The sequence below is a fragment of the Sphingomonas prati genome (assembly GCF_014643515.1).
In the GTDB taxonomy this organism is placed as follows: Bacteria; Pseudomonadota; Alphaproteobacteria; order Sphingomonadales; family Sphingomonadaceae; genus Sphingomonas_R; species Sphingomonas_R prati.
This window is the reverse complement of record NZ_BMJP01000004.1, coordinates 209,780-233,596: the sequence shown is the minus strand read 5'-3', so window position 1 is coordinate 233,596 and position 23,817 is coordinate 209,780. Positions and strand designations below refer to the sequence as shown.

Here is a 23,817-nt window from a genome sequence, read left to right as displayed (position 1 = left end):
GGAAGTATGCGCATGCCGTCGACCAAGATCGTCCCCGTCATCCTGTCCGGCGGGTCGGGCACGCGGTTGTGGCCGCTGTCGCGCACCGGCCGGCCGAAGCAGCTGCTCGCGCTGACCCATGCCGACACGATGTTGCAGCTGACCGCCAGGCGGACGCCGCAGGATGCGCGGTTCGGGGCGCCGATCGTGGTCGCGAACGCCGCGCATGCCGATGTGATCGCCGACCAGCTGGCGACCGCGGGCGTCGAGGGCGCGCTGCTGATCCTGGAGCCGATGGCGCGCAACACCGCGCCGGCGATCGCGCTGGCGGCCGTCGCGGCGGACCCGGACGCAGTGCTGCTGGTGATGCCGTCCGACCATGTGATCGCCGATCCTGACGCGTTCCGTGCCGCGATCGACCGTGCGCTGCCGCTGGTCAGCGACGGCGCGATGGCGACGTTCGGCATCGAACCGGACGCGCCGGACACGGGCTATGGTTATATCCAGGCGGGCGGGGCGCTGGCCGACGGCGTGTTCAGCGTCGCGCGGTTCGTGGAGAAGCCGGACCGCGCGACGGCGCAGGGTTATCTGGATGCGGGCGGGCATTACTGGAACGGCGGCATCTTCCTGTTCCGCGCCGATACCTACATGGCGGCGCTCGACACCCATGCGCCCGAGATGGCGGAGGCGGCGCGGGCCGCGGTGGCGGGTGCCGCGCGCGAAGACGACCGGCTGTTCCCCGATCCGGTGGCGTTCGCCAGTTCGCCGTCCGACTCGGTCGATTATGCGGTGATGGAGAAGGCGGACCGCGTGGTCGTGGTGCCGGTGGCGATGGGCTGGTCCGACGTGGGCAGCTGGGACGCGATCCACCAGCTGGCCGATCGCGACATCGCCGGCAATGCGCAGCACGGCGACGTGGTGGCGATCGATACGCAGCGTTGCCTGATCCGCACGGACGGGCCGCTGGTGGCGATGGTGGGGGTGTCGGACCTGATCGTCGTGGCGACGGGCGACGCGATCCTGATTATGCCGCGCGGGGAGAGCCAGGAAGTGAAGCGCGCGATCGCGGTGCTGAAGGAGCGCGGGCATATCACGCTGGATCGGCCGTTCGGGGAGTGAGTTGGGCGCGGCTTAAGCTCCGTCGCGTCTCACCACAAGATTACCTCACCCGTTTGGTTTGAGCCTGTCGAGAACTCAGCGCGGCGTTCTCGACAGGCTCGAACCGAACGGGATTGGGGGTGAGGCGGGCCTCGCGGCTCAGCCGTAGGCGCGGTTGAAGAAGACCGCCGTGGTCACAATGGTCACGAACAGCGTCCAGATGCGGACGGGCTTCGGCGGCAGGCGCTTGCCGAGGCGGGCGCCGAGCCAGCCGCCGAGGATGCCGCCGGCGAGCATCGGGACGCAGGACTGCCAGTTCACCAGGCCGCTGGCGACGAACACGATCGTCGCGGCGAAGTTCGCGATGGCGAGCATGAGGGTGCGCGGGGCGAACAGCGCGCGTGGGCTGATGTTGGCGAGCAGGCCGTAGATCGCGGTGGTCATCAGGCCGACGCCGCCGCCGAAATAGCCGCCGTAGATGCCGAGCAGCGCCTGCGCGACCATCAGCACGGGCGGGGCGATCGTGACGCGCGACTTCAGCCAGATCGCGGCGCGCGGACCCCAGGCGAGGATGACCGCGGCGAACAGCAGCAGCCAGGGGATGATGAGATCGAACGCGCGCGACGGGGTGACCGCGAGCAGGATCGCGCCGATCAGCCCGCCGACGAAGGTGATCCCGGCCAGCGTACGGATGCGGACGCCGCCGATCGGTTGCAGCTCGTCACGAAACGCCCAGGCAGACATGCCCGCACCCGGCAGTAGCGCGACATTGGAGGTAGCGTTGGCGACGTTGGCGGGCAGGCCGATCGCGATCAGCGCGGGGAGCGTGGCGAAGCTGCCGCCGCCGGCCAGCGCATTCATCGCGCCGCCGAGCACGCCCGCGCCCACCGCCAGCGCGATCGTGCCGGCCAGGTCCATCGTCATAGGGTATTATCCATCGGCCACATCATGGGCGTGGCGCATAGCGGCGCGGACCAGGTCTGGCGACCCGTGCCCGCGCCGGAGTGGGGCATCAACGCGCGGGCTTGAACGAGAAGAGTTCGGTCTTGATCGAGGCGGGCGCGCCCGGCTTGAACCAGTTGGTGTCCTGGATGTGGCTGGCGGTGACGTAGAGCGTGCCGTCCGGCCCCTCCGACATCGTGTCGGGCCAGCGCAGGCGCTTGTCCTGCACGACGGTTTCGAGCGTGGTGCCGGTCCAGCGCTTGACCGAATTGTCGGTGGGGGAGGTGACGTAGAGCACGCCCGCCTTGCTCATCCACAGGCCGTCCGCGACCGTGGTCGTGCCGACCTTGCGGAGGGCGGCGACGGTTTCGGCCTTCGGCGTGTCGCGCTTCAGCTTGGCGGTGTCGATCGCGTAGAGCGTGCGGCCGGTAAGCGCCTGGAAATAGAGCGTGCGGCCGTCGTTGGACAGCGCGATGCCGTCCGCGGAGAAGGCGGGCTGGCGGCCGTCGGGGCGGACGAGCGGCTTGCCGTCGACGGTGACGGTGACGTCCTTCTCGACCTGCGTCGCGGGGTGGCCGTCGAGCGCGCGGAACGAGGTGCCGGCTTCGAGATCGACGACGATGATCGCGCCGCGCGTGCCCGAATCGGTGATGTAACCGGTGCGGCCGTCGGGCGAGAAGCGGATGTCGTTGAGGTAGGTGCCCTGCAACGCGACGTCGCCGGGAAAGCGCACGACCTTCGTCACGCGGTTGGTGGCGAGATCGATCCGGACGAGCTTGGGTCCGCCTTCGAGGATCTTCTCGTTCCCCGGCGCGGCGGGATCGAGCACCCACAGGCCGCCGCGACCGTCCGCCACGACCGACTGGACGCAGACGAAATGTTCGCCGACCGGCATGGTCTGCGCCTTGGCATTGCGCCAGGCGTTCCAAGTCGCGTCCGGGTAGGCGGTGGTGCGGCCGCCGCGGACCTCGGCCACCGACACGGGCGCGTCGTCGGTCCAGCGCGGGAAGTTGACGAAGATGCGACCGTCGGGCGCAACGGTGACGCCGGTGACCTGATGGTCGAACGATGCGACCTGGGTCAGCTTGGGGGCGCCGTCGGCGGCGATGGCGGTGCCGGCGGCGAGCAGGCCCACGGCGGCGGTGCCGATCAGGGCGGCGTGGATCGTCTTCATGAGCGCGGGTTCCGATCTTGGGGATATGCGCGGGGTAACCGCCGGTTCGGGGCACGGGTTCCGGTGCATGGGCTGGACGGGCGGCTGCGAGGGCGGCATCTTGCTCTCGGTTAACGGGGAGCGACATGCGGACGACGGCGGCGGAGATCTCGGTGCGGCTCTATCATCTGGACGACGGCGAGGGCGGGGCGGCGGAGACGCTGATCTATGCGCCGCTGGCCGAAGCGCTGGCGCTGGCGGCGCAGCAGACGCCCGAAGTGCAGGCGGGCTTGTTCATCCAGACGCCCGACGATGTGATCGCGTATCTGGATATCGTCGAGGGTTAACGCGTCAGCGGGCGTGGGGCGCGAACAGGATGATCGCCGCACCGGCGAGGGCGACCGCGGCGCCGATCAGGTCCCAGCGGTCGGGCCGGACGCCTTCGACCAGCCAGAGCCAGCCGACCGAGGTGGCGATGTAGACGCCGCCGTAAGCCGCGAAGGCGCGACCGGCGGCGTCCGCCGGGACCTGCGTCAGGGCGAGCGCGAACAGCAGGAGTGCGGCGGTGCCGGGGATCAGCCAGAGCGGCGACCGGTCGAGCCGCAACCACGCCCAGAAGGCGAAGCAGCCGGCGATCTCGGCCGCCGCGGCAATCGGGTAGAGGAGGAGCGTGGGCATGCTCGTCATAGACGCCGTGCGCGTGGCGCTGTCGAGGGCGGCGGAGCGATCGGGGGCGTGGCGGGTTTTGGAGGGTGAGTGACGCAAGGACCGACGATATGGACGACATGATGATCGATACGCCCGAGGGGCCGATGCGCTGGGCGGACTGGAAGAAACAGAACCCGGTGCAGCTGCCGTCGCGGCGGACGAAGGGGAAGAAGCTGCCCAATGTGGTGAAGCTGCATACCGAGGTGAAGAAGTAAGGGATTTGTGGATTGGGGGTTGGGGCGTGTCGTCGCGGTGTCGCGTTTGTGGACCTGTTGCACCCACCCCCAACCCCCTCCCTTGAAAGGGAGGGGGCTTTGTCTGGGCTTGCGCGCGCACCACCCCGTTTGGTTCGAGCCTGTCGAGAACTTCGCGCAGTTCTCGACAGGCTCGAACCAAACGGGTTTTGGTAACGACGGCGGGTTAATCTAGCCCAGCACGCCCACCCAGACGATGTGGCGGGCGCCGCCGCGGGGGCCGTTGGCGCGGACGATGTGTTCGGTGACGGCAAAGCCGGCGGTGGCCATGCGGCGGACGAAGCCGGCGTCGGGGGCGGTGGACCAAACCGCCAGGACGCCGCCGGGGCGGAGTGCGGTGGCCGCGGCGCGAAGGCCGGTGGCGTCGTAGAGCGCGTCGTTGCCGGCGCGGGACAGGCCGTCGGGGCCGTTGTCGACGTCGAGCAGGATCGCGTCGTAGCCCCCGCGGGCGGCGCGGATCGGGACGAGCACGTCGCCCTCGAACAGGCGGGTGCGCGGATCGGTGAGGCCGTCGCCGTGGAGGGGCGCCAGTGGCCCGCGGGCCCAAGTGATGACGGCGGGGACCAGTTCGGCGACCTCGACCACCGCATCCATCGGCAGGACGGACAACCCGGCGCGGAGCGTGAAGCCCATGCCGAGGCCGCCGATCAGGACTCTCGGCGCGCGACGCCGAATGACGGGGTCGCAGCCGAGCGTGGCGAGTGCGACCTCGGACCCGCTCGTCCGGCTGTTCATCAGTTCGTTGTTGGCGAGCGTGATCGACCATTCGTCGCCGCGCCGGATCAGGCGGAGCGTGCCGCCGCCGGCGATTTCGGTGCTGTCGATCAGGGTGCGCGGGAGCATGGCCCCGCTGTTACCAGAAGCGGCTGCCGGGGATACCCTTGAACGGGCCGGCGACCGCGGAGGTGATCCAGCCGCCGTAGAAGCCGCCGGGTTGCGGCACGACGCGTTCGCCGTCGACATAGCAGGCATCGAAGGGTGCGGCGTAGAAGGCGACATGATCGCGGAGCATGGCGAAGGTCGATGTCGGCGCGGGGTAGGACCAGCCGACACCGACCAGCCGTTCGTCGCCGACCACGATGTCGTGATAGCGGGCGTGCCCCTTCCATTCGCAGAAGCTGGCGCCGGGCGAGGGGCGGAGTGCGCCCGCGGCGATATCGTCGGGCGGGATGTACCAGCTGGGCGGATGGCTGGTTTCCAGCGTGCGGACCGCGCGGCGCGTGTCGGCGACCACGATGCCGTGGTGGACAATGCGGATGTGCGCGGCGCTGCGTTCGGCGATCGCGGGGCGGGGATAGTCCCAGACGCTTTCCTGGTGGGGCAGCGGCGGGTCGGGCACGGGATGCGACATCGATCGGGGTCTCCAGTCCGGAGATCGCGATATGGGGTGGCGGGGTGGGGGGTGCCAGCGGCCGGATATGGCGTTGCGATGCGGCTCGACTCGGGGCCGCGGTCTGGGGCATGTCGCGGTCATGGATATCCCCGCGCTCTATACCAAGATGATCCTCGCGATCGGCGATGGGACGGGCATGGCGGACAGCCTGCTGCACGTCCATGCCGGGATGGCGGTCATGTTCCTGACGCGCGTGGTGACGCGGCGGAGCCTGTCGACGCCGTGGCCGCTGCTGGCGGTGCTGATCGCGGAGGTCGGCAACGAGGTGCTCGACCGGCTGCATTACGGATCGTGGCGCTGGGCCGATACGTCGTCGGACTTCGTCAATACGCTGTTCTGGCCGACGATGTTGTATGTCGGGCTGAAGCTGCGGCGGGCGCGGAGCCTGCGGAGCGTGTCGGGCGCGTAATATTCCTTTGATGATGCAACATCCGTTCATCCACTGACGCTACAGCAGGCCCGAACAGGCGGATGAATTCGATGATGCATGACAAGGTCCTGGGCGTACCGGGCGGGGTATTGGCGTTGCTCCTGCTAGGCGGGGCACAGGGTGCCTATGCAATGCAGGCGGTGAGTGCCGGCGGGCAGGTCGGTGCCGATGCGCCCGTCGCGACCGAGGCCGCGCCGCCGCCGCCGACCGAAACGGCGACCCCGGCACCCGCGCCGGTCGAGGGCGATGTGGCGGCGGAAGGTGAAGGCGACGAGGAAACGATCACCGTCACTGGGCAGCGCCCGCCGGGCAGCGTGGTCGGCAGCATCCCGCCGGAGGTGACGTTGTCGCCCGCCGACATCCGGTCCTACGGCGTCAGCACGGTGACCGACCTGCTGGCCGAGCTGGCCGCGCAGACCGGCAGCGGGCAGGGGCGCGACGGTGGCCAGCCGGTGACGCTGCTGAACGGCAAGCGGATTTCCGGACCGGGCGAGCTGCGCGATATTCCGACCGAGGCGATCCTGCGCGTCGACATCCTGCCGGAAGAGGTCGCCCTCAAATACGGGTACAACGCGGATCAGAAGGTCGTCAATTTCGTGCTGCGGCCGCGGTTCAACGCGGTGACGGGCGAGCTGAGCGGCGGCACGTCGACGCAGGGTGGCGGGGAAAGCGGGCGGATCCAGAGCAGCCTGCTGAAGATCACCACCGCCGGGCGGCTGAACCTGTCGGTCGACTACAGCAAGCAGGGGTCGCTGCTGGAAAGCGACCGGGACATCGTGCCGGCCGCGTCGGGGCAGCTATTCGACCGGGTCGGCAATGTCGGGCCGGCGGCGGGGCTGACCGAGATCGATCCGGCGCTGAGCGCGCTGGTCGGCAGCACGGTGACCGTGGCGGGCGTGCCGGCCGGGGTGACCGGGCGGCCGAGGCTGGGCCAGTTCGCGGGCACGGCGGGGACGGCGAACGTGACGGATGTGGGGCGGTACCGCACGCTGCGCGCGGCGAGCGACACGCTGGCGCTGAACGCGGTGCTCAACCGCACGATCTTCGGCGACGTGTCGGCGACGATTAACGCCAATTACGGTGCGACCGGCAGCGACGGGTTGCGCGGGCTGGCCGGATCGCGGCTGAACCTGCCGGCGGGGAACCCCTATTCGCCGTTCGGGCAGACGGTGTCGGTCTATCGATACCCCGATGGCGACACGGTGCTGGGCCAGAACAACCGCGGCGAGACGGCGCATGCCGGGTTCACGCTGAACAAGACGATCGACAGCTGGAACCTGACCGCGACGGGCAATTACGACCGCGCGGTGTCGCGGACGCGGAGCGACACCGGGCTGGACGGGAGTGCGGCGCAGGCGCTGCTCGATTCGGGCAGCCTGACGCTGAACCCGTTCGGGGCGCTGCCGGGCGATCTCTATACGCTCCGCACGGCGGACCGCGCGCGGTCGGTCAGCAACAGCGGCGACGTGGAGCTGGTGGCGAGCGGATCGCCGCTGCGCCTGCCGGCCGGGCCGATCAGCACGACCTTCAAGGTCGGGGGCGAGCTGAACGCGTTCGACACGCGGTCGGTGCGGTCGGGGCTCGTGCAGTCGGCGAACCTCAATCGCAGCAATGCGAACGCGCAGGGCAATATCGACATTCCGCTGACCAGCCGGCGCGCCGACGTGCTGGGCGCGATCGGCGACGTGTCGGCCAATGTGAACGCGTCGGTCGACCGGCTTTCGGATTTCGGGACGCTGACCAAGCTCGGCTACGGGCTGAACTGGCGGCCGACCGGGCGGCTGAGCCTGATCGCGTCGCAGACCCGCGAGGAGGGTGCGCCGACCGTCCAGCAGCTGGGCAATCCGCAGATTTCGACGTTCGACGTGCGGGTGTTCGATTACCGCACGGGTCAGACGGTGGGCGTGACGCAGATCAGCGGTGGTAACCCGGACCTGCTGTCCGACAACCGCCGCGTGCTGAAGCTCGGCGCGAACTGGAAGCCGTTCGCGAAGCCGGACCTGTCGCTGGTCGCCAACTATGTCAGCACGCGCATCAAGAATGCGAGTTCGGCATTGCCCGCGCCGACCGCCGCGATCGAGGCGGCGTTCCCCGACCGGTTCATCCGCAATGCGGACGGCGTGCTGCTGAGCATCGACAGCCGGCCGGTGAATTTCCAGCGTCAGAACCGCGAGCAGCTGCGCTGGGGGTTCAACCTGTCGGTGCCGCTGAAGGCGAACAACCAGGCGTTGTTCGAGGCGTATCGTGCCGATCGTGATGCGCGGATCGCGCGTGGCGAGGCGGTGCCGGCACGTGGGCCGGGTGGTCGTCCCGAGGGTGCGGTCGGCACGGCGGCGGACCGGCCGGCGGGCGGCGGGCGGCCGGACGGCGCGCGCGGTGAAGGCGGCGGCGGACGCAGGGCCGGCGGGGGTGGCGGCTTCGGCGGCGGCGGACGTGGCGGTGGCAGTGGTCGTGGCGGCGGTGGCGGGCGCGTGCAGTTCGCGGTGTACCACACCTGGCAGTTCCGCAACGATGTGGTGATCCGCGACGGGGTGCCGGTGCTCGACCTGCTGGACGGTGCCGCGAGCGGGACCGGCGGCGGCGCACCGCGTCATCAGGTGGAGGTGCAGGCCGGCGTGTTCCGCAATGGATATGGCGCGCGGCTGTCGGGCGACTGGCAGAGCAAGACCTTCGTCCGGGCGGGTGGCACCGCGGCGGGGGCGGGCGACGGCGACCTGTTCTTCTCCTCCCTCGCCACGGTCGACCTTCGGCTGTTCGCGGATTTCTCGCAGATCCCGGCGTTGGTGCCGTACCGGTTCGCGCGGGGCATGCGGGTGAGCTTCTCGGTCAACAACCTGTTCAACCAGCGGCAGGGCGTGCGCGACGTGGCGGGGGTGACGCCGCTTGGGTACCAGCCGGGCTATCTCGACCCGATCGGGCGCGAGGTGCGGCTGTCGGTGCGCAAGCTGTTCTTCTGATCGGGCTGGCGTCGGCGGGTGTGGCGTAGGATACAGCCCACATGACGTTGCATAGCCTTCCGATCCTGCTCCGGCTGTCCAGCCGCCCCGTCATCCTGCTGGGCGAAGGGGGGGCAGCCGATGCCAAGCGGCGCATCCTGACGCGCGCGGGGGCGGTGCCGGTGGGCGAGGATGCGGCGGCGGCGCTGGCGATCGTGGCGATCGAGGATGCGGACGAGGCAACCGCGGCGGTGGCGCGGTTGCGGGCCCGCGGGATCCTGGTGAACGCGGTCGATCGGCCGGCGCTGTGCGATTTCACGCTGCCGGCGATCGTGGAGCGCGGGGCCGTGCTGGTCGCGATCGGGACGGGCGGCGCGTCGGCGGGGCTGGCCAAGGCGTTGCGGCAGCGGCTGGAGATGCTGTTGCCCGCCGATCTGGGAACGCTGGCGGATGGGTTGTTCGCGGCGCGCGGGGCGGTGAAGGCGCGCTGGCCGGAGAATGACGTGCGGCGGCGTGCGATCGATGCGGCGTTGGCCCCGGGTGGGTTGCTCGATCCGTTGACCGCCGGGGGAGCGGAGCGGATCGCGGGCTGGGTCGCGGCGGGGGATGCGGGTGCGGAGTTGGGCAATGTCGCGATCCGGTTGCGGTCGGGCGATCCGGACGACCTGACGCTGCGCGAGGCGCGCTGGCTGGGCGGGGCGGACGTGGTGCGCCATGCGGCGGATGTGCCGGCGGCGATCCTGGCGCGGATCCGGGCGGATGCGGATGTGGCCGTGGGTTCGGGCGAGGATGTCGCGGCGGACGGGCTGATCGTCGACCTGCGGTTTGCGGAGGCGGCACCGGCGCAGGCCTGCTTCGGGCGGGCGTGCAAGGTCGCGGATCGGTTTGCTGCCCTCAGTGTTGGAGGCGACGAACAGGAGGTGGCTTGATGACCGACACGACAACGACGGCCGGCGACGGCGCGTTTGACGCGACGATGTTCCGGATGCCGGCGATCCGGCTGTCCGGGACGGTGGACTATGCAATGTACGAGCGGTTCCGGTCCGCGCTCGATACCGCGCCGGAGAGCGGGCCGGTGGTGATCGAACTGTCGACGCTGGGCGGCGATCCGGAGGTCGCGCGGATGATGGGCGAGGATGTGCGCTATCACAGCGACATCGCGCCGGATCAGCGTTTCGTGTTCCTGGGCAAGGCCGCGATCTACTCCGCGGGGACGACGTTCATGAGCTTCTTCCTGCCGGAGAACCGCTATCTGACGCGCGGTACGCGGTTGATGATTCACGAGCGGAAGCTGAAGAAGCAGCTGAACGTCGAGGGGCCGCTGACGACCTGCGTCGCGGCGGTGAAGGCGCTGCTGCACGAGATCGAATGTTCGATCGAGATCCAGAACGAGGGGTTCGAGAACCTCGTGCGGGGCACGAAGGTGACGATGGAAGACGTGCTCGAGCGGGCGTCGGCGAACTGGTATATCGAGGCGAACACCGCGCGGGATCTGGGGTTGATTGCTGCTGTGGTTTGATCGTTTTTGTCGTTCCCCGGTGGAGGCCGGGGCCTTGGCGCAAGCGGTTGTGTCTAGGCCCCGGCCTTCGCCGGGGAACGTTTGCGCGGTTTGGGTGGGGGATCGGTGACGTCCAGACCCGCGAACCAGTCTGCATAGGGGCCGGTGCGGGCCATGTGGCGGTTGAGGTCGGGGGTGCCGTCGTCCCACCAGACGGGGCCGCGTTCGCCGAGCGCGCGCTTGGCGATGTCGACGGCGGCGTGGGCGGCGGCCTCCGCGTCCGGGTCCTGGGCGCGGCGGGCGCGGGCGACGGCGCCGCGGGCGGTCATGAGGTCGGAGACGAGGCGGGCACGGTCCGCCTCCTTGAGCGCGGGGTTGGCGCAGCGCCAGAGCCGGCCGCGCACGACGAAGTAGCGGCCGTCGGGCGTCGTGGGGTAGCGCGGTGCGTTGGTCATGCGGAACGGACGCGAGGGAGTGGATGATGCGGCAGGCGACGGACAGGCTGGAGGTGCGGACGCAGCGCCAGGGGCTGGTCGAGATCAGCGACGCGGTGGCGGACTGGGTCGCGCGGCAGGGGATGACCGACGGGCTGCTGACGTTGTTCTGCCGTCATACGTCGGCGTCGCTGCTGATCCAGGAGAATGCGGCGCCCGCGGTGCGCGGCGATATCGAGCGATACTTCGCGCGGATCGCGCCGGAAAGCCGCGACTATGTGCATGACGACGAGGGGCCAGACGACATGCCGGCGCATCTGCGCACCGCGCTGACCGCGGTCAGCCTGTCGATCCCGGTGCTGGGCGGTCGGATGGCGCTGGGGACGTGGCAGGGGATCTACCTGTTCGAACATCGGGTGCGGCCGCACCGGCGGGAGATCGTGCTGCACCTGATCGGTGAATAGGCGACCGGAGCTCGATCGATCTGGGGAGGATACGAAGAAGGCCGCCGCCGCAAATTGCGACGACGGCCTCCTACATGGTCAGCGGCCGGAGTTCGGCCCGGGAGACCTGGGCGCAAGCCTGTTAGGCGCGCGTCCCCCGAACGGACTGAACCGACCTCGCTTCTGAACCATGAGACATCGGATCACCTCCTTTCGCTACGTTGATGGGCAGAACGGAACATGATTCATCGGACGGCATTCGGCAACCCCATCCGACCGAATTTTCTCACTTCCTGCCGAATGCCTTGCGCAACTCGTCCTTGGCCGCCTCGAGGATGCGGCGGCGTTCCGGGGACAGCGCGTCGCCCGCGCGGTTTATGTGGAAGGTGAGCATCGACATGGCCGAACGGAACGGCGAGGTGCGCAGGCCGCCGCGGGTTTCGGCGAACGCCTTGACAGCCGACGCGATGCGTTTCGGGTCGGGGCCGAGGAACAGGTCCTCGCTGGGTGCCGGGCCGGGGAGCGCGGCGGAACGCGACCAGTGACGCAGCACCATGTCAGGCCGCCCGTGCCGGTGATGCCGCGATGGTGCGCAACGATCGTCTCCCAACTTGTCCGTCGAAACCGAACGCGTCGTTCCTGTGACCGTTCCGTGACAGGCTGGGTGGGCTGATTGGTGGTCAGCCGCGGCAGTCCTCGACCGTGCGGCTGAACTCCGCCCAGGCGGGGATGATGAGCGGGGCGGCACCGGCCAGCTGGACGCGGAAGCGGCCGCGGCTGAACGCGATACGGTCGAGGAAGCCGTCGCTTGCCGACAGCGCGACGCCGGCGCGTGGGGGCGTGCCGATCGCGGTCGTCGGGAAGCTGCGCGCGCCCTCCGAAGTCTGGATGGTGAGCGCGGTGCCCGGGGTGGCGGCGGCGCTGAGCGTGACGGTGCGGCGGTCGGTGTCGCAGCGTGCGGTGAAGCTGGGGTCCTGACCGGGGACGCCGAAGGTCGCGACCGAGCCGCGCGCTTCGCGGGTCCAGCGCCAGGTGCCGGCGGTGGCTGGGCCGTCCTGCCATGCGACCGCGGGGGCGGGGGGTGGTGTGGGTGTCGGCCGTGGTGCGGGGGGCGGCGGGGGTGGCGGCGCTGGCGGCGGTGGGGCGACGCACGCGGCGAGCGAAAGGATGAGGGGGGCGAGGAGGAGGATGCGGCGCATGCGTCGCGTTGTGGCGGAGTGGGGGAGGGTTGGGAAGGGTGTGTGGGGTGGGGTGAGGGGGTTTGCGGTCGGGTGTTGTGAGCATCTTTGGCGTTGCTCCCCTCTCCCAACCCTCTCCCCGGAGGGGAGAGGGCTTTTCTGTCTCGTTTGGGGCGGCGGGGCGTCAGGCCTAAGCCCCCCACCGTACCCTCCCCCCGGTGGGGGGAGGGCTTTTTGCTTATCTCATGCCGCGCCGCGGGTGCGCTTTTGGGCTCGGGCTTCCTTGGCCTTGGCGTAGCGAGTGGTGCGGGTGCCGGGTTTGCCGGCCATGGCGTTGCCGCGGACGGGGGCCTTGTGTTCGGAGGGCGGCAAGCCGAGTTCCTCCTGTTCCAGCGCGCGGATTTCGTCGCGCAGGCGGCCGGCGGTTTCGAATTCCAGGTCGGCGGCGGCGCGGCGCATCTTGCCTTCCAGTTCCTCGATATAGCCGCGCAGATTGTGGCCGACCATGTGCCGGCGGTCCTCGATTCCGGTCTCGACCGTCACCTGGTCCTTCGACGACAGATGGCCGACGATATCGGTGATGTTGCGCTTGATCGTGGCGGGGGTGATGCCGTGTTCGGTGTTGTACGCTTCCTGCTTTTCGCGCCGGCGCGCGGTTTCCGCCATGGCGCGTTCCATCGATCCGGTGATCGTGTCGGCATAGAGGATCACGCGCCCCTCGACGTTGCGGGCGGCGCGGCCGATCGTCTGGATCAGCGAGGTTTCGGAACGCAGGAAGCCTTCCTTGTCCGCGTCCAGGATTGCGACCAGCCCGCATTCGGGGATGTCGAGCCCCTCGCGCAGCAGGTTGATGCCGACCAGCACGTCGTACACGCCGAGCCGCAGGTCGCGGATCAGTTCGATACGCTCCAGCGTCTCGACGTCGCTGTGCATGTAACGGACCTTCATCCCCGCCTCGTGGAGATATTCGGTCAGGTCCTCCGCCATCCGCTTCGTCAGTGTGGTGACGAGCGAGCGGTAGCCGAGCTTGGCCGTCGCCTGACATTCGTGGACGAGATCGTCGACCTGGCTCTCGATCGGGCGGACCTCGATCGGCGGGTCGATCAGTCCGGTCGGGCGGATGACCTGTTCGGCGAACACGCCGCCGGTCTGTTCCAGCTCCCACGGGCCGGGCGTGGCCGAGACGTAAACCGTCTGCGGGCGCATCGCGTCCCATTCGTTGAAGCGCAGCGGGCGGTTGTCGATGCAGGACGGCAGGCGGAAGCCATATTCGGCGAGCGTGATCTTGCGACGGTGATCGCCGCGCGACATGCCGTTGATCTGGCCGATCGTCTGGTGGCTCTCATCGACGAACAGCAGCGCGTTTTCCGGCAGATATTCGAACAGCGAGGGCGGCGGTTCGCCGGGCAGCCGGCCGGTGAGGAAACGGCTGTAATTCTCGATCCCGGCGCAGCTGCCGGTGGCGGCGATCATCTCGAGATCGAAATTGGTGCGCTGTTCGAGCCGTTGCGCCTCGAGCAGCTTGCCCTCGATCACCAGTTCCTTCAGCCGCTCGGTCAGTTCGTGGCGGATCGCGGCGGCGGCCTGCTGCATCGTGGGACCAGGGGTGACATAGTGCGAATTCGCATAGACCCGGATCGACGGCAGCTTGGCCGCGGTCTTGCCGGTCAGCGGGTCGAACTCCGCGATATCCTCGATCTCATCGCCGAAGAAGGAGATCCGCCAGGCGCTGTCGTCATAATGCGACGGGAACAGTTCGAGCGTGTCGCCGCGGACCCGGAACGTGCCGCGGGTGAAGCTCTGTTCGTTGCGCTTGTACTGGAGCGCGACGAGCTTGCGGATGATCTCGCGCTGATCGACGGTCTGGCCCTTCTTCAGGTCGAAGATCATCGCGGAATAGGTTTCGACCGATCCGATACCGTAGAGGCAGGAGACCGAGGCGACGATCAGCACGTCGTCGCGTTCGAGCAGCGAGCGGGTGGCGGAGTGGCGCATCCGGTCGATCGTCTCGTTGATCGACGATTCCTTTTCGATGTAGGTATCGGACCGCGCGACATAGGCTTCGGGCTGGTAATAGTCGTAATAGCTGACGAAGAATTCGACCGCGTTGTCGGGGAAGAACTGTTTGAATTCCCCGTAGAGCTGGGCCGCGAGGATCTTGTTGGGGGCAAGGATGAGCGCGGGGCGCTGCAGTTCCTCGACGACCTTGGCCATGGTGAAGGTCTTGCCGGAGCCGGTGACGCCGAGCAGCACCTGGTCGCGCTCGCCCTGCCGCGCCTGGGCCGACAGTTCGGCAATCGCGGTCGGCTGGTCGCCCGAAGGTTGATATTCCGATTCGAGCCGGAAGGCGCGGCCGCCGTCATGCTTGGGCGGGCGGGCGGGCCGGTGGGGGACGAACGTGCCGTCGGTTTCGGGTTCCGCGAGGGAGGTTCGGATCTGAATCGCCATGGGCGGAATATGGGCGGCGGTGCGGGTTTGTTCCAGTCTGGAGATGGGATTCCGGTCGGACCTTCTGGAGCCCCTCGTCTGAAGGAGAGGGGCTTACTGTAGCGCGTGTGTTGGACGACAGTCTGATCCGATACGGACGAGTAAGTCGGCAACCTGCTCCAATACGCACCGAGTTGGATGCAACCTTCGTCAGGTCCGTCTTCACGCTGCCCCGATGAGCGACTCCGCAAGCATCGACGCCTTCATCACCCGCTGGGCCAGTAACGAGGGGGGTGCCGAGCGGGCGAATTTCCCGCCGTTTCTGATCGAACTGTGCGCGCTGCTCGATCTGCCGCGGCCGGACCCGGCGGGGGCGACGCACGATCATAACGACTATGTGTTCGAGCGAGCGGTGCGGTTTCATGACGAGGCGGGGCGGACCGGGCATGGCCGGATCGACCTGTATCGCCGCGGCTGTTTCGTGCTGGAGGCCAAGCAAAGCCGCGAGCCGGGCGGGGCCAAGGCGGTGACGCTGCCCGAACAGACGGACTTGCCGGGGTTCGAGGCGGGGCGGGTGCGCGGGCGGCGGAGTGCGCATCGCGGGTGGGACGTACTGATGCGCAACGCGCGCGAACAGGCGGAACAATATGCCCGCGCGCTGCCGACCGCGCATGGCTGGCCGCCGTTCATCCTGGTGTGCGATGTGGGGCACGCGTTCGAGGTGTTCGCCGACTTTTCAGGGCAGGGGAAGAATTACCGGCAGTTTCCGGACCGTGGCGGATACCGGATCTACCTCGACGACCTGCGCGAGCCCAAGGTCCGCGACCGGTTGCGGGCGATCTGGCGTGATCCGCATAGCCTGGACCCGGCGCGGCATGCGGCGCGGGTGACGCGCGATATCGCCGTGCGGCTGGCTTCGGTCAGCCGCCTCTTGGAGGCGCGCGGGCATGCCGCGGAGCCGGTCGCGCAGTTCCTGATGCGGTGCCTGTTCACGATGTTCGCGGAGCATAGCGGGCTGCTGCACGAAGGGTGTTTCCGTGAGCTGCTGAACGATACGCGCGACGATCCGGGTACGTTCGCGCCGTTGCTGGAGGATCTGTGGCGGACGATGGACAGCGGCGGCTTGTCTCCGGTGCTGCGCCGGACGGTGCGGCGGTTCAACGGCGGGCTGTTCGCCAATAGCCGTGCGATCCCGCTGCTGCGCGAGGAGATCGGCGAGTTGTACGCGGCGTCGTGCCATGACTGGCGGGATGTCGAACCGGCGATCTTCGGGACGTTGCTCGAGCAGGCGCTGGACCCGGCGGAGCGGCGGCGGCTGGGCGCGCATTATACGCCGCGGGCCTATGTCGAGCGGCTGGTGATCGCGACGGTGATCGAACCGTTGCGGCGCGAATGGGAGACCGTCGTGCTGGGCACGGTGGAGCGCGAGCGCGGGGCGGACCGCAAGGCGGCGATCGCGGCGGTGCACGACTTTCACGTCCGGCTGGCGCGGACCCGCGTGCTGGACCCGGCGTGCGGGACGGGCAATTTCCTGTACGTGGCGCTGGAACTGATGAAGCGGCTGGAAGGCGACGTGCTGGAGGTGCTGGCCGACCTCGGCGGGCAGGAGGTGCTGGCGCTGGAGACCGAGACGGTCCACCCGCGCAATTTCCTGGGGATGGAGCTCAATCCGCGCGCGGCGGCGATTGCCGAACTGGTGCTGTGGCTGGGCTATCTGCAATGGCAGATCCGGAACGGCGGCGTGGTGTCCGATCCGGTGCTGGAGACGCTGCGCAATATCGAGGCGCGCGACGCGGTGCTGGCGCATGATCCGGCGCCGCAGGGCGATACGGGCGTGGCGCTGTATAACCCGCGGCGGCCGGTGTGGCCGGAGGCGGACTATATCGTCGGGAACCGGCCGTTCATCGGCGGCAAGGATGTGCGCGGGCGGCTGGGCGAGGCCTATGCGACCGCGTTGTGGAAGGCGCATCCCAAGATGCCGAAGTCCGCGGATTTCGTGATGTACTGGTGGGACCGTGCGGCGGAGCGGCTGACCGAGCGCGGCACGCGGCTGAAGCGGTTCGGGTTCGTCACGACCAATTCGATCACGCAGGAATTCAGCCGCCGCGTGGTCGCCGCAAGGCTGGATGCGCGCGCGCCGGTGCGGATGGTGATGGCGGTGCCGGACCACCCCTGGACCAAGGCGACGCGCGATGCCGCCGCAGTACGCATCGCGATGACGGTGGTGGAGGCCGGGAGCGGGGATGGGGTGCTGCTGGAGGTCGAGCGCGAGGCCGGGCTCGATACGGATGCGCCGGTGATCGCGTTGCGGGAGACGAACGGGCGTATTCATGCCGATCTCGCCACAGGCGTCGACGTCACGGCGATCCACAAACTCCGGTCCAACGATGCGATTTGCCATGACGGCGTGAAGCTGCACGGCAAGGGCTTCATCGTGACGCGTGGTGAAGCCGATCTGCTCGGGCGCGGTGCTACTATGCCAGTCACCCAAATTGTCCGTCCGTACCGCAACGGTCGCGACCTTGCAGCGAAATCGAAGGATCGCTTCGTGATCGATCTGTTCGGCTGGGATGAGCATGAGGCCCGGCGGTCCGTGCCCGCGGTTTACCAGCATCTGCTTCAGACCGTGCGGCCCGAGCGTATGTCGAACAACCGCTCAAGCTATCGGGACAGCTGGTGGATCTTCGGCGAGCCCCGGCGCGAGATGCGACCGGCCTTGTCCGGCTTGGAACGATTCATAGCAACGGTCGATACTGCGGCGCACCGGCTGTTCCAGTTTCTGCAAGCGGACTACATATGCGACGACAAATGCGTTGTGATTGCAGACGACCGTGCTGCAACACTCGGCATTCTGACGTCGCAGACCCATGTCGCATGGGCGACGCGAATGGGCGGATGGCTCGGCGTCGGTAACGACTCCGTTTACGTAAAGACGAAGACATTCGATCCGTTCCCCTTCCCTAATGCCAGTGCTGCGCAGTTGGCTGTGATCGCCGATCTCGCGGAGGAACTCGATGCGATGCGCAAGGAGGTGCTGGCCGCAGAGGGCGATCTGACGCTGACCGGTCTCTACAATTTGCGCGACCGCGTGCGCAGCGGCGCCGACCTCGATCTCGTCGAGCAGGATCAGCGGCGGCGGGGGCGGGTGGATATCCTGATCGAGCTGCATGACCGGATCGATCTGGCGGTGGCGGAGGCTTATGGTTGGGGGGCCGACGCGCGGGCGGGGTTGCTGGACGATGCGACGATCGCGTCGCGGCTGGTGGCGCTGAATGCGGAGCGGCATGCGGAGGAGCGGCGCGGGGTCGTGCGGTGGTTGCGGCCGGACTATCAGCTGGCGCGCGCCGGAGTGACGCAGCTGCCGGTCGCGGCGGAGGAACAGATTGCGGCGGAGCTGCGGGTGGCGCGTACCGTGAAGCCGTCGTTTCCGCGCGATGCGATCGGGCAGACGGCGGCGGTGCTGGGCGCGCTGCGTGGCGGCGCGGCGCTGGATGGGGCGGAGATCGCGCGGATGTATGCGCAGGGCTTGCGCGTGGAACGGCGGATTTCGGCGACGCTGGCCGCGCTGGAACGGCTCGGCCATGTTGCGTCGGGGGGTGGGCGATACCATCTCCGCCGCGTGGCGTGATCCGGCGGACGGAGCGGCCATGCGCGAAATTCGGCGTGCAGCTTCCTTTTTCGGCGGCAACGCGGTACGGCGCGCTTCCATTTCCACCGTTTAGAACAAGAGGCCTGTTTGGCTAAGGAAGAACTGCTCGAGATGCGCGGACAGGTGGTGGAGCTTCTGCCCAACGCCATGTTCCGCGTGAAGCTGGAGAACGACCACGAGATCCTGGGCCACACCGCCGGCAAGATGCGCAAGAACCGCATCCGCGTGCTGGTGGGGGACGAGGTGCTGTGCGAGCTCACCCCCTATGACCTGACCAAGGGCCGGATCACTTACCGGTTCAAGTGACCTTCGGCTGCCGCGGGCAGCAGAAGGTCATCCCCGCGCAGGCGGGGATCCAGGGCGTGTGGTGCTGGGGGTGGTGGTAAGCTCGGCTTAGCGCTTGTGACTTAGCTGGACCCCCGCATCCGCGGGGGAACTGTAGGCGGCCTGACAGCCTGAAATCGAGAGTGCGATGTCCAGACTGATCCTCGCATCCGCTAGCCCGCGTCGGCTGGACCTGCTCGCGCGGATCGGTGTCGTGCCGGATGCGGTGGACCCGGCCGATCTGGACGAGACGCCGCTGAAGGCGGAGCGGCCGCCCGCGCATGCCGCGCGCCTGGCGGCGGCGAAGGCGGCGCTGGTCGCGGCGCGCCACCCCGATTCTTATGTGCTGGGCGCGGACACGGTGGTGGGCGCGGGCATTCGCATCCTGCCCAAGGCGGAGGATGAGGCGACCGCGCGGCGGTGCCTGACCCTGCTCTCGGGCCGCCGTCACCGGGTGCATAGTGCCATCACGCTGGTCGCGCCGGACGGGACCGCGCGGCACCGGATTTCGACGAGCATCGTGGCGTTCAAGGTGCTGACGGCAGCGGAGATCGACGCGTATCTGGCGGGCGGCGAGTGGCACGGCAAGGCGGGCGGCTATGCCATCCAGGGTGCTGCGGAGGCCTATGTCCGCTTCCTGTCGGGCAGCCATTCGGGCGTCGTCGGGTTGCCGCTGTTCGAAACGCGGGCGTTGTTGGGATCGGCGGGCCTGCTTGGCTGAGTGGCTGTACGAGGCCGGGATCGGCGAGGCGCGGGCTGCGCTGGTCGAGGGCGGGACGATCGTCGAGGCGCGGGTCGCGCATGAGGGTGGGTTGCGTGCCGGGAGCGTGCGGCGGGCGCGGCTGGCACGGATCACCGCCCCCGGGCGGCGCGGGCTGGCGACGTTCGACGATGGCGAGGCGGTGCTGGAGCCGCTGCCCCCCGGTGTCGCCGAGGGTGGCCGCCTACTGATCCAGATCGTGCGCGAGGCGATCCCCGAGGCGGGGCGGCCCAAGCCGGCGCGGGCGCGGGCGGCGGCGGAGGGGGCGGAGGTCGGCGATGGGCCGGACCTGGCGGCGCAGCTTGCCGCGGGCGATGTACCCGTGCGCGCAGTGCCGGTGCACGGGCCGGACCTGCTCGAGGCGGCGGGCTGGTCCGAACTGATCGAGGAGGCGACCGACGGGGCGATCGATTTCGCGGGCGGGGCGCTGCGCCTGTCGGTGACGCCGGCGATGACGTTGTTCGATGTCGATGGGGTGCTGCCGCCGGCCGCGCTGGCGCTGGCGGGGGCGCAGGCGGCGGCGCGCGCGATCCGGCGGATGGAGATCGGCGGATCGATCGGCATCGACCTGCCGACCGTGTCCGACAAGGCGGTGCGACAGGCGGTGGCGGCGGTGGTCGATGCGATCCTGCCGCAGCCGTTCGAACGGACCGCGGTGAACGGGTTCGGCTTCCTTCAGATCGTGCGGCGGCGCGTGCGGGCGAGCCTGCCCGAGCTGCTGGCGGCGGACCCGGTCCTGACCGCTGCGCTCGGCCTGTTGCGGCAGGCGGAGCGGGCCGCGGGGATCGGCACGCGAACGCTGGTGGCGGCCCCCGCGGTGATCGCGCGGATCGCGGAGCGGGCTGACTGGACCGAGGCGCTGGCGCGGCGCACCGGGACGGCGGTCGCCTTGCGGGCCGACGCGGCGCGGGCCATATCGCAGTGCTATGTCCAGACCGATTACCCCCCGCCGCGCCCGTAACGGCTGTCCCGTCTGCGGTGCGGCCGTGACGCCCGCGTTCGATCCGTTCTGCAGCCAGGGCTGCCGCGACCGCGACCTGCTGCAATGGCTGGGCGATGGATATCGCGTGCCCGGACCGCCCGTCGAGGATTCCGACCAGCAGGATACATGAAGCGCTGGACAGGCGGGCGATCCGCTGTCTATAGGCCCCGCTCCGACCCTGTCCGCCCGGATAGCTCAGTTGGTAGAGCACGTGACTGAAAATCACGGTGTCGGCGGTTCGAATCCGTCTCCGGGCACCACAGGGTTGGAAAACTCCTGACATCGTTGGAAGATTTCGATCGCCGGGCGCGGTCGTTTTGCTGCGAGCTGTAGTGTTCGCGCTGGTTGACAGAGGCCGGCGCTGAACCCTCTCGAGCCTAGCTTACGCGGTACCCGGCATCATGGACCTTTGTGGGGCCGCCAGGGAGCTCCAGCGCCCGTGACAGCCGTTGTTGGTCCTTCCGGCGCCCAAGTGGGCTCCCGACCGCCAGGAGCCCACGCGACGCAGGGTTACACGGAGAGGAACGGGTCGATGTAGGCGTTCAGGTCACCGACCGAGAGATATTGGCTGTTCTGGAAATGCACCACTTCGGTGCTCGCATCGATGAAGATGTTGCCGCTGCCGTTGTCGGCCACCAGTTCGAACCCGGTAATCCGGCCACCATGACCGTCCGCCACGCCGGTCACCGTGCGAATGTTGAAGTCGTGGACGTTGCCCTGCAGATAGGCCGCGTCGACACCCTCGCCACCGTTCAGATACTGATTGCCGCCGCGTGGGGTGACGAGAATATCGTCGAGGGGCGTCCCGGTGGTGGTCGTCGCGCTGCCCTTCACGAAGGCGGACAGATCGTTGATCGACAGATACTGGCCGTCCGCGAACCGGACGGTTTCGATCGAGGTCGCGATGTCGACCGTTTCGTAGCGATAGGCCGATCCGGCGATCTCGGACGCATCAAGTGCCAGGGAGAATGTCGATCCATCCGGTCGGGACAGCGTATAGTCCGCGACATTGCCATCGAGCAGAAGCCGGTCGGCCTCCTCCGTTCCGTCGATCCGGACCGAACGGCTTTCGTCGCCGTCCACTTTGAAATGCAGGACTTCTTCCGGTGCCGCAGGCGCCGTGGCGAGCAAGCGGGTGACGTCAGTGTAGGCGATCTGCTGTCCGCCGCGGAACTCGATCGTCTCGACGCTGGCATCAACGAGCAGTTCGGCGCGGCCATCTTTCGCGACGAGTGCAAGGCCGCCGAATGAGCCGGTATAGAAGCCCGGTGCCGCGGTGGACGATGGAAGCGGGACCACGGCCGCGAACGACCGCACCGCATAGTCCGCCGCAGAGCCTGCAACGTACAGCGTATCGTTGCCATAATTGCCGTTGAACAGTTGATACCCCGTAGGGCTGGTCTGGTAGAGACGATCATCCTGGGACGCTCCGAGCGCCATCCACGGATCCCCCGCGATGTAGGCGGGCATATGCTGCAACGAGAGATACTGGCCGTTCTGGAACTGGATCGTCTCGATCGATTCGCTGAGCGTGTAGACGCCGGAGCCGTTGTTTGCCGTCAGAACGAAATCGCCAACCCGGGCGGCAGAGCGTTCCAGGCCACCGTCGTAGAGCGCGCGGCTCAGGGTATAGTCGGAAATGTTGCCGTTCAGGACGACCGTGTCGCTGCCCGCCCCACCATCGAAGCGGGCGGCACCGCTGAGCGGTGCGACATAGCGGTCGTTGCCGGTCGTATCGGTCTTCTGAATGAACGCGCCAAGATCCTGGAAGCCCAAATATTGTCCGTTCTGGAACTGGATCTGTTCGACGGACGACCGAACCGTCGCATTGTCGTTGAAGTTGTTGGAAAGGAAGACATCCCCGCCGGCTTCCTGCCGGAACGTATAGTCCGCGGCATTACCGGTCAGGACCAGTCGGTCGGTCCCGGCGCCGCCGTCGTAGACATCGTTTCCGGGGCCGTCGATGAACACGTCGTCGCCCGCGCCACCCGATACGGTATCGCGGCCGGCGCCGCCGGTCAGCAGGTCGTTCCCGTCGCCGCCGTCGAGCACATCGTCACCGTCGCCACCCGCCAGCCGGTCGTCGCCCGCACCACCGACCAGTGAATCGTCGCCACCCAGCCCGTCGAGGCTGTCGTTGCCGCCGAGACCGGAGAAATAGTTTCGGCCAGCATCGCCCGTCATCAGATCGACCGCGTCCGTCCCGATGCGATCATTGTCGACCAAGGTGAACTGGACAGTCGTTGCGTTGGTGCCGTTGCCGAAGACCTGGTTGATCGCGGTGACGTAGACCGAGACGAGCTTGTCGGCTTCCGGCACGAGATCGTCGACGACGGTCACGGCCGGCAGTCGGAAACTGCGGTCCGACGCGCGGATATAGTCGGTATCGTACTCGGGACCGACGAGATCGTCGGTGCGGCCGGAGAAGGTGTCCTGCACGACCGACACGTTCACCGTGCCCTCCTTGCCGCCGGTCAGCGCCATCGCCAGGGCGAGCGGTTGATCCCCTTCGCGGACCGACGATGGCGTGGTGATGGTGGCGGTGACCGGAAGGCTGCGGTTCGTAACGGTGAAGCCGGTCGACGCCCCCAGCTTGGCAAGATCATCCTCGTAGTAGACCGAGATGTTGCCGGCGACATCGACGACGTCGACCCGTGACACGTCATAGCGGCCGGGCGCGGTATTGGTCGCGAATGTGGTCCGTTGAGACGAGATCCCGTCATCGGCGAAATCGTCCGTCCCGGAAAACAGCATGCCGGTGGACTCTAGAGTCGGTCCTCTCAAGGAGACCGTAACCCGGGCGACCCCTGATCCGGTGTCGCTCGCCCCGACGGACTGCGTAACGTAGACGGGCCCATTGCTGAGGTCGATGTCCGGCAGCGTCAGCGACCGCAGGATCGGCGGTGTGGTGTCGACCCCGACCGCCGACGAGACAACGAATTCGGTCCCGATGCCGAGCGTCGTAAGCTGTGCCGGCGAATATTCGCTGGCGTTACCCACCTGGTCCGTCACCGTGACGCTGGTTATGCGATAGGTGCCAACGGCCGAGGCCGCACCGAAAGGCTGGGAGATCGACCCTGACCAGTTGTCGACCGGCCCTGACCCGCCGGAAAGGGTGACGGCCGAAGAGAATCCATTCGAACGCGTATCGGAGTAGAAACGATCGAAGAAGACCGAAACATATTTGATACCGCTGCTGTCGTCTGCGGCGACTGCGGAAAACACGACC

Annotated in this window: 23 protein-coding genes and 1 tRNA gene; 14 read left to right on the top strand and 10 right to left on the bottom strand. The window is 68.4% G+C overall.

Annotation, left to right across the window (positions count from 1 at the left end; translation table 11 throughout):
* Positions 1–6: 6 nt before the first annotated feature.
* On the top strand, positions 7–1,098 hold the full coding sequence (locus tag IEX50_RS13360; protein ID WP_157176297.1) for a mannose-1-phosphate guanylyltransferase/mannose-6-phosphate isomerase: 1,092 nt from the start codon (positions 7–9) through the stop codon (positions 1,096–1,098).
* A gap of 138 nt (positions 1,099–1,236) precedes the next feature.
* On the opposite strand, the gene IEX50_RS13355 is transcribed toward IEX50_RS13360, so the two are convergent.
* Both IEX50_RS13355 and IEX50_RS13350 read right to left on the bottom strand, forming a co-directional pair.
* Entirely contained in the window at positions 1,237–2,001 is a 765-nt protein-coding gene (locus IEX50_RS13355) for a sulfite exporter TauE/SafE family protein (RefSeq protein WP_229674007.1), read from the bottom strand.
* An 88-nt stretch (positions 2,002–2,089) separates the two neighbouring features.
* Entirely contained in the window at positions 2,090–3,193 is a 1,104-nt protein-coding gene (locus tag IEX50_RS13350) for an L-dopachrome tautomerase-related protein (RefSeq protein WP_229674004.1), read from the bottom strand.
* Between the two features lie 125 nt (positions 3,194–3,318).
* Here IEX50_RS13350 and IEX50_RS13345 point away from each other — a divergent pair, with 125 nt between their 5' ends.
* The gene (locus IEX50_RS13345; protein WP_157176299.1) at positions 3,319–3,519 is read left to right on the top strand and encodes a hypothetical protein; all 201 of its coding nucleotides are present in this window, start codon (positions 3,319–3,321) and stop codon (positions 3,517–3,519) included.
* A gap of 4 nt (positions 3,520–3,523) precedes the next feature.
* Here IEX50_RS13345 and IEX50_RS13340 read toward each other — a convergent pair whose 3' ends face one another.
* Complete coding sequence (locus IEX50_RS13340; protein WP_157176512.1) at positions 3,524–3,850, bottom strand: YnfA family protein; 327 nt, start codon at positions 3,848–3,850, stop codon at positions 3,524–3,526.
* A 98-nt stretch (positions 3,851–3,948) separates the two neighbouring features.
* Between IEX50_RS13340 and IEX50_RS13335 the strand changes: the two genes are divergently transcribed.
* Positions 3,949–4,095 carry a hypothetical protein gene (locus tag IEX50_RS13335; protein ID WP_184075271.1) on the top strand — a complete coding sequence of 49 codons (147 nt, stop codon included), beginning with the start codon at positions 3,949–3,951 and terminating at the stop codon, positions 4,093–4,095.
* A gap of 210 nt (positions 4,096–4,305) precedes the next feature.
* On the opposite strand, the gene IEX50_RS13330 is transcribed toward IEX50_RS13335, so the two are convergent.
* On the bottom strand, positions 4,306–4,977 hold the full coding sequence (locus IEX50_RS13330; protein WP_157176300.1) for a spermidine synthase: 672 nt from the start codon (positions 4,975–4,977) through the stop codon (positions 4,306–4,308).
* A 10-nt stretch (positions 4,978–4,987) separates the two neighbouring features.
* A complete protein-coding gene (locus IEX50_RS13325) occupies positions 4,988–5,485 on the bottom strand; it encodes a DUF427 domain-containing protein (protein WP_157176301.1) in 498 nt (165 codons plus the stop codon).
* A 121-nt stretch (positions 5,486–5,606) separates the two neighbouring features.
* Between IEX50_RS13325 and IEX50_RS13320 the strand changes: the two genes are divergently transcribed.
* The 4 genes from IEX50_RS13320 to IEX50_RS13305 all read left to right on the top strand — a co-directional run bounded on the left by IEX50_RS13320 (position 5,607) and on the right by IEX50_RS13305 (position 10,412).
* The gene (locus IEX50_RS13320) at positions 5,607–5,936 is read left to right on the top strand and encodes a hypothetical protein (protein WP_157176302.1); all 330 of its coding nucleotides are present in this window, start codon (positions 5,607–5,609) and stop codon (positions 5,934–5,936) included.
* Positions 5,937–6,007: 71 nt separating this feature from the next.
* Positions 6,008–8,914: a TonB-dependent receptor gene (locus IEX50_RS13315; protein WP_157176303.1), complete on the top strand. Its 2,907-nt coding sequence runs from the start codon at positions 6,008–6,010 to the stop codon at positions 8,912–8,914.
* 47 nt (positions 8,915–8,961) lie between these two features.
* Complete coding sequence (locus IEX50_RS13310) at positions 8,962–9,822, top strand: precorrin-2 dehydrogenase/sirohydrochlorin ferrochelatase family protein (protein WP_157176513.1); 861 nt, start codon at positions 8,962–8,964, stop codon at positions 9,820–9,822.
* Positions 9,822–10,412 carry a Clp protease/crotonase-like domain-containing protein gene (locus IEX50_RS13305; RefSeq protein ID WP_229674002.1) on the top strand — a complete coding sequence of 197 codons (591 nt, stop codon included), beginning with the start codon at positions 9,822–9,824 and terminating at the stop codon, positions 10,410–10,412. Before IEX50_RS13310 ends, IEX50_RS13305 begins: the two co-directional genes overlap by 1 nt.
* A 53-nt stretch (positions 10,413–10,465) precedes the next feature.
* On the opposite strand, the gene IEX50_RS13300 is transcribed toward IEX50_RS13305, so the two are convergent.
* The gene (locus tag IEX50_RS13300) at positions 10,466–10,846 is read right to left on the bottom strand and encodes a hypothetical protein (RefSeq protein ID WP_157176304.1); all 381 of its coding nucleotides are present in this window, start codon (positions 10,844–10,846) and stop codon (positions 10,466–10,468) included.
* Between the two features lie 26 nt (positions 10,847–10,872).
* On the opposite strand from IEX50_RS13300, the gene IEX50_RS13295 reads away from it, so the two are divergent.
* Positions 10,873–11,289: a secondary thiamine-phosphate synthase enzyme YjbQ gene (locus tag IEX50_RS13295; RefSeq protein ID WP_157176305.1), complete on the top strand. Its 417-nt coding sequence runs from the start codon at positions 10,873–10,875 to the stop codon at positions 11,287–11,289.
* 265 nt (positions 11,290–11,554) lie between these two features.
* Here the strand turns inward: IEX50_RS13295 and IEX50_RS13290 are convergent, their stop codons facing one another.
* From IEX50_RS13290 to uvrB, 3 genes are all read right to left on the bottom strand, one after another.
* Positions 11,555–11,824 (bottom strand): DUF3175 domain-containing protein, encoded by a 270-nt coding sequence (locus IEX50_RS13290; RefSeq protein ID WP_157176306.1) that lies wholly within the window; start codon positions 11,822–11,824, stop codon positions 11,555–11,557.
* A 124-nt stretch (positions 11,825–11,948) separates the two neighbouring features.
* Positions 11,949–12,467, bottom strand: a complete 519-nt coding sequence (locus IEX50_RS13285; RefSeq protein WP_157176307.1) for a hypothetical protein — start codon at positions 12,465–12,467, stop codon at positions 11,949–11,951.
* A 222-nt stretch (positions 12,468–12,689) separates the two neighbouring features.
* The gene (gene uvrB / locus IEX50_RS13280) at positions 12,690–14,894 is read right to left on the bottom strand and encodes an excinuclease ABC subunit UvrB (RefSeq protein WP_157176308.1); all 2,205 of its coding nucleotides are present in this window, start codon (positions 14,892–14,894) and stop codon (positions 12,690–12,692) included.
* A gap of 214 nt (positions 14,895–15,108) precedes the next feature.
* Here uvrB and IEX50_RS13275 point away from each other — a divergent pair, with 214 nt between their 5' ends.
* The 6 genes from IEX50_RS13275 to IEX50_RS13250 all read left to right on the top strand — a co-directional run bounded on the left by IEX50_RS13275 (position 15,109) and on the right by IEX50_RS13250 (position 20,848).
* Positions 15,109–18,501, top strand: a complete 3,393-nt coding sequence (locus tag IEX50_RS13275) for a class I SAM-dependent DNA methyltransferase (protein ID WP_157176309.1) — start codon at positions 15,109–15,111, stop codon at positions 18,499–18,501.
* 108 nt (positions 18,502–18,609) lie between these two features.
* Positions 18,610–18,828 carry a translation initiation factor IF-1 gene (infA, locus tag IEX50_RS13270; protein WP_076068064.1) on the top strand — a complete coding sequence of 73 codons (219 nt, stop codon included), beginning with the start codon at positions 18,610–18,612 and terminating at the stop codon, positions 18,826–18,828.
* Between the two features lie 166 nt (positions 18,829–18,994).
* Positions 18,995–19,567 (top strand): Maf family protein, encoded by a 573-nt coding sequence (locus IEX50_RS13265; RefSeq protein ID WP_157176310.1) that lies wholly within the window; start codon positions 18,995–18,997, stop codon positions 19,565–19,567.
* A complete protein-coding gene (locus IEX50_RS13260) occupies positions 19,560–20,567 on the top strand; it encodes a ribonuclease (protein ID WP_157176311.1) in 1,008 nt (335 codons plus the stop codon). Before IEX50_RS13265 ends, IEX50_RS13260 begins: the two co-directional genes overlap by 8 nt.
* A complete protein-coding gene (locus IEX50_RS13255) occupies positions 20,533–20,718 on the top strand; it encodes a DNA gyrase inhibitor YacG (RefSeq protein ID WP_157176312.1) in 186 nt (61 codons plus the stop codon). The genes IEX50_RS13260 and IEX50_RS13255 overlap by 35 nt, the downstream gene beginning before the upstream one ends.
* Positions 20,719–20,772: 54 nt before the next feature.
* A tRNA-Phe gene (locus IEX50_RS13250) sits at positions 20,773–20,848 on the top strand.
* A gap of 250 nt (positions 20,849–21,098) precedes the next feature.
* Here the strand turns inward: IEX50_RS13250 and IEX50_RS13245 are convergent.
* Entirely contained in the window at positions 21,099–23,600 is a 2,502-nt protein-coding gene (locus tag IEX50_RS13245; protein ID WP_157176313.1) for a calcium-binding protein, read from the bottom strand.
* Between the last annotated feature and the right edge of the window lie 217 nt (positions 23,601–23,817).

Excerpts from the sequence above, each read along its gene's own strand:
- IEX50_RS13330 (WP_157176300.1), bottom strand. The coding sequence starts at position 4,977 with ATGCTCCCGCGCACCCTGATCGACAGCACCGAAATCGCCGGCGGCGGC.
- IEX50_RS13315 (WP_157176303.1), top strand. The coding sequence starts at position 6,008 with ATGATGCATGACAAGGTCCTGGGCGTACCGGGCGGGGTATTGGCGTTG.
- IEX50_RS13275 (WP_157176309.1), top strand. The coding sequence starts at position 15,109 with ATGAGCGACTCCGCAAGCATCGACGCCTTCATCACCCGCTGGGCCAGT.
- IEX50_RS13295 (WP_157176305.1), top strand. The coding sequence starts at position 10,873 with ATGCGGCAGGCGACGGACAGGCTGGAGGTGCGGACGCAGCGCCAGGGG.
- IEX50_RS13335 (WP_184075271.1), top strand. The coding sequence starts at position 3,949 with ATGGACGACATGATGATCGATACGCCCGAGGGGCCGATGCGCTGGGCG.
- IEX50_RS13305 (WP_229674002.1), top strand. The coding sequence starts at position 9,822 with ATGACCGACACGACAACGACGGCCGGCGACGGCGCGTTTGACGCGACG.
- IEX50_RS13255 (WP_157176312.1), top strand. The coding sequence starts at position 20,533 with ATGTCCAGACCGATTACCCCCCGCCGCGCCCGTAACGGCTGTCCCGTC.
- IEX50_RS13320 (WP_157176302.1), top strand. The coding sequence starts at position 5,607 with ATGGATATCCCCGCGCTCTATACCAAGATGATCCTCGCGATCGGCGAT.
- IEX50_RS13350 (WP_229674004.1), bottom strand. The coding sequence starts at position 3,193 with ATGAAGACGATCCACGCCGCCCTGATCGGCACCGCCGCCGTGGGCCTG.
- IEX50_RS13325 (WP_157176301.1), bottom strand. The coding sequence starts at position 5,485 with ATGTCGCATCCCGTGCCCGACCCGCCGCTGCCCCACCAGGAAAGCGTC.
- IEX50_RS13265 (WP_157176310.1), top strand. The coding sequence starts at position 18,995 with ATGTCCAGACTGATCCTCGCATCCGCTAGCCCGCGTCGGCTGGACCTG.
- IEX50_RS13360 (WP_157176297.1), top strand. The coding sequence starts at position 7 with ATGCGCATGCCGTCGACCAAGATCGTCCCCGTCATCCTGTCCGGCGGG.
- IEX50_RS13290 (WP_157176306.1), bottom strand. The coding sequence starts at position 11,824 with ATGGTGCTGCGTCACTGGTCGCGTTCCGCCGCGCTCCCCGGCCCGGCA.
- IEX50_RS13285 (WP_157176307.1), bottom strand. The coding sequence starts at position 12,467 with ATGCGCCGCATCCTCCTCCTCGCCCCCCTCATCCTTTCGCTCGCCGCG.
- IEX50_RS13355 (WP_229674007.1), bottom strand. The coding sequence starts at position 2,001 with ATGACGATGGACCTGGCCGGCACGATCGCGCTGGCGGTGGGCGCGGGC.
- IEX50_RS13340 (WP_157176512.1), bottom strand. The coding sequence starts at position 3,850 with ATGCCCACGCTCCTCCTCTACCCGATTGCCGCGGCGGCCGAGATCGCC.
- IEX50_RS13345 (WP_157176299.1), top strand. The coding sequence starts at position 3,319 with ATGCGGACGACGGCGGCGGAGATCTCGGTGCGGCTCTATCATCTGGAC.
- IEX50_RS13300 (WP_157176304.1), bottom strand. The coding sequence starts at position 10,846 with ATGACCAACGCACCGCGCTACCCCACGACGCCCGACGGCCGCTACTTC.
- uvrB (WP_157176308.1), bottom strand. The coding sequence starts at position 14,894 with ATGGCGATTCAGATCCGAACCTCCCTCGCGGAACCCGAAACCGACGGC.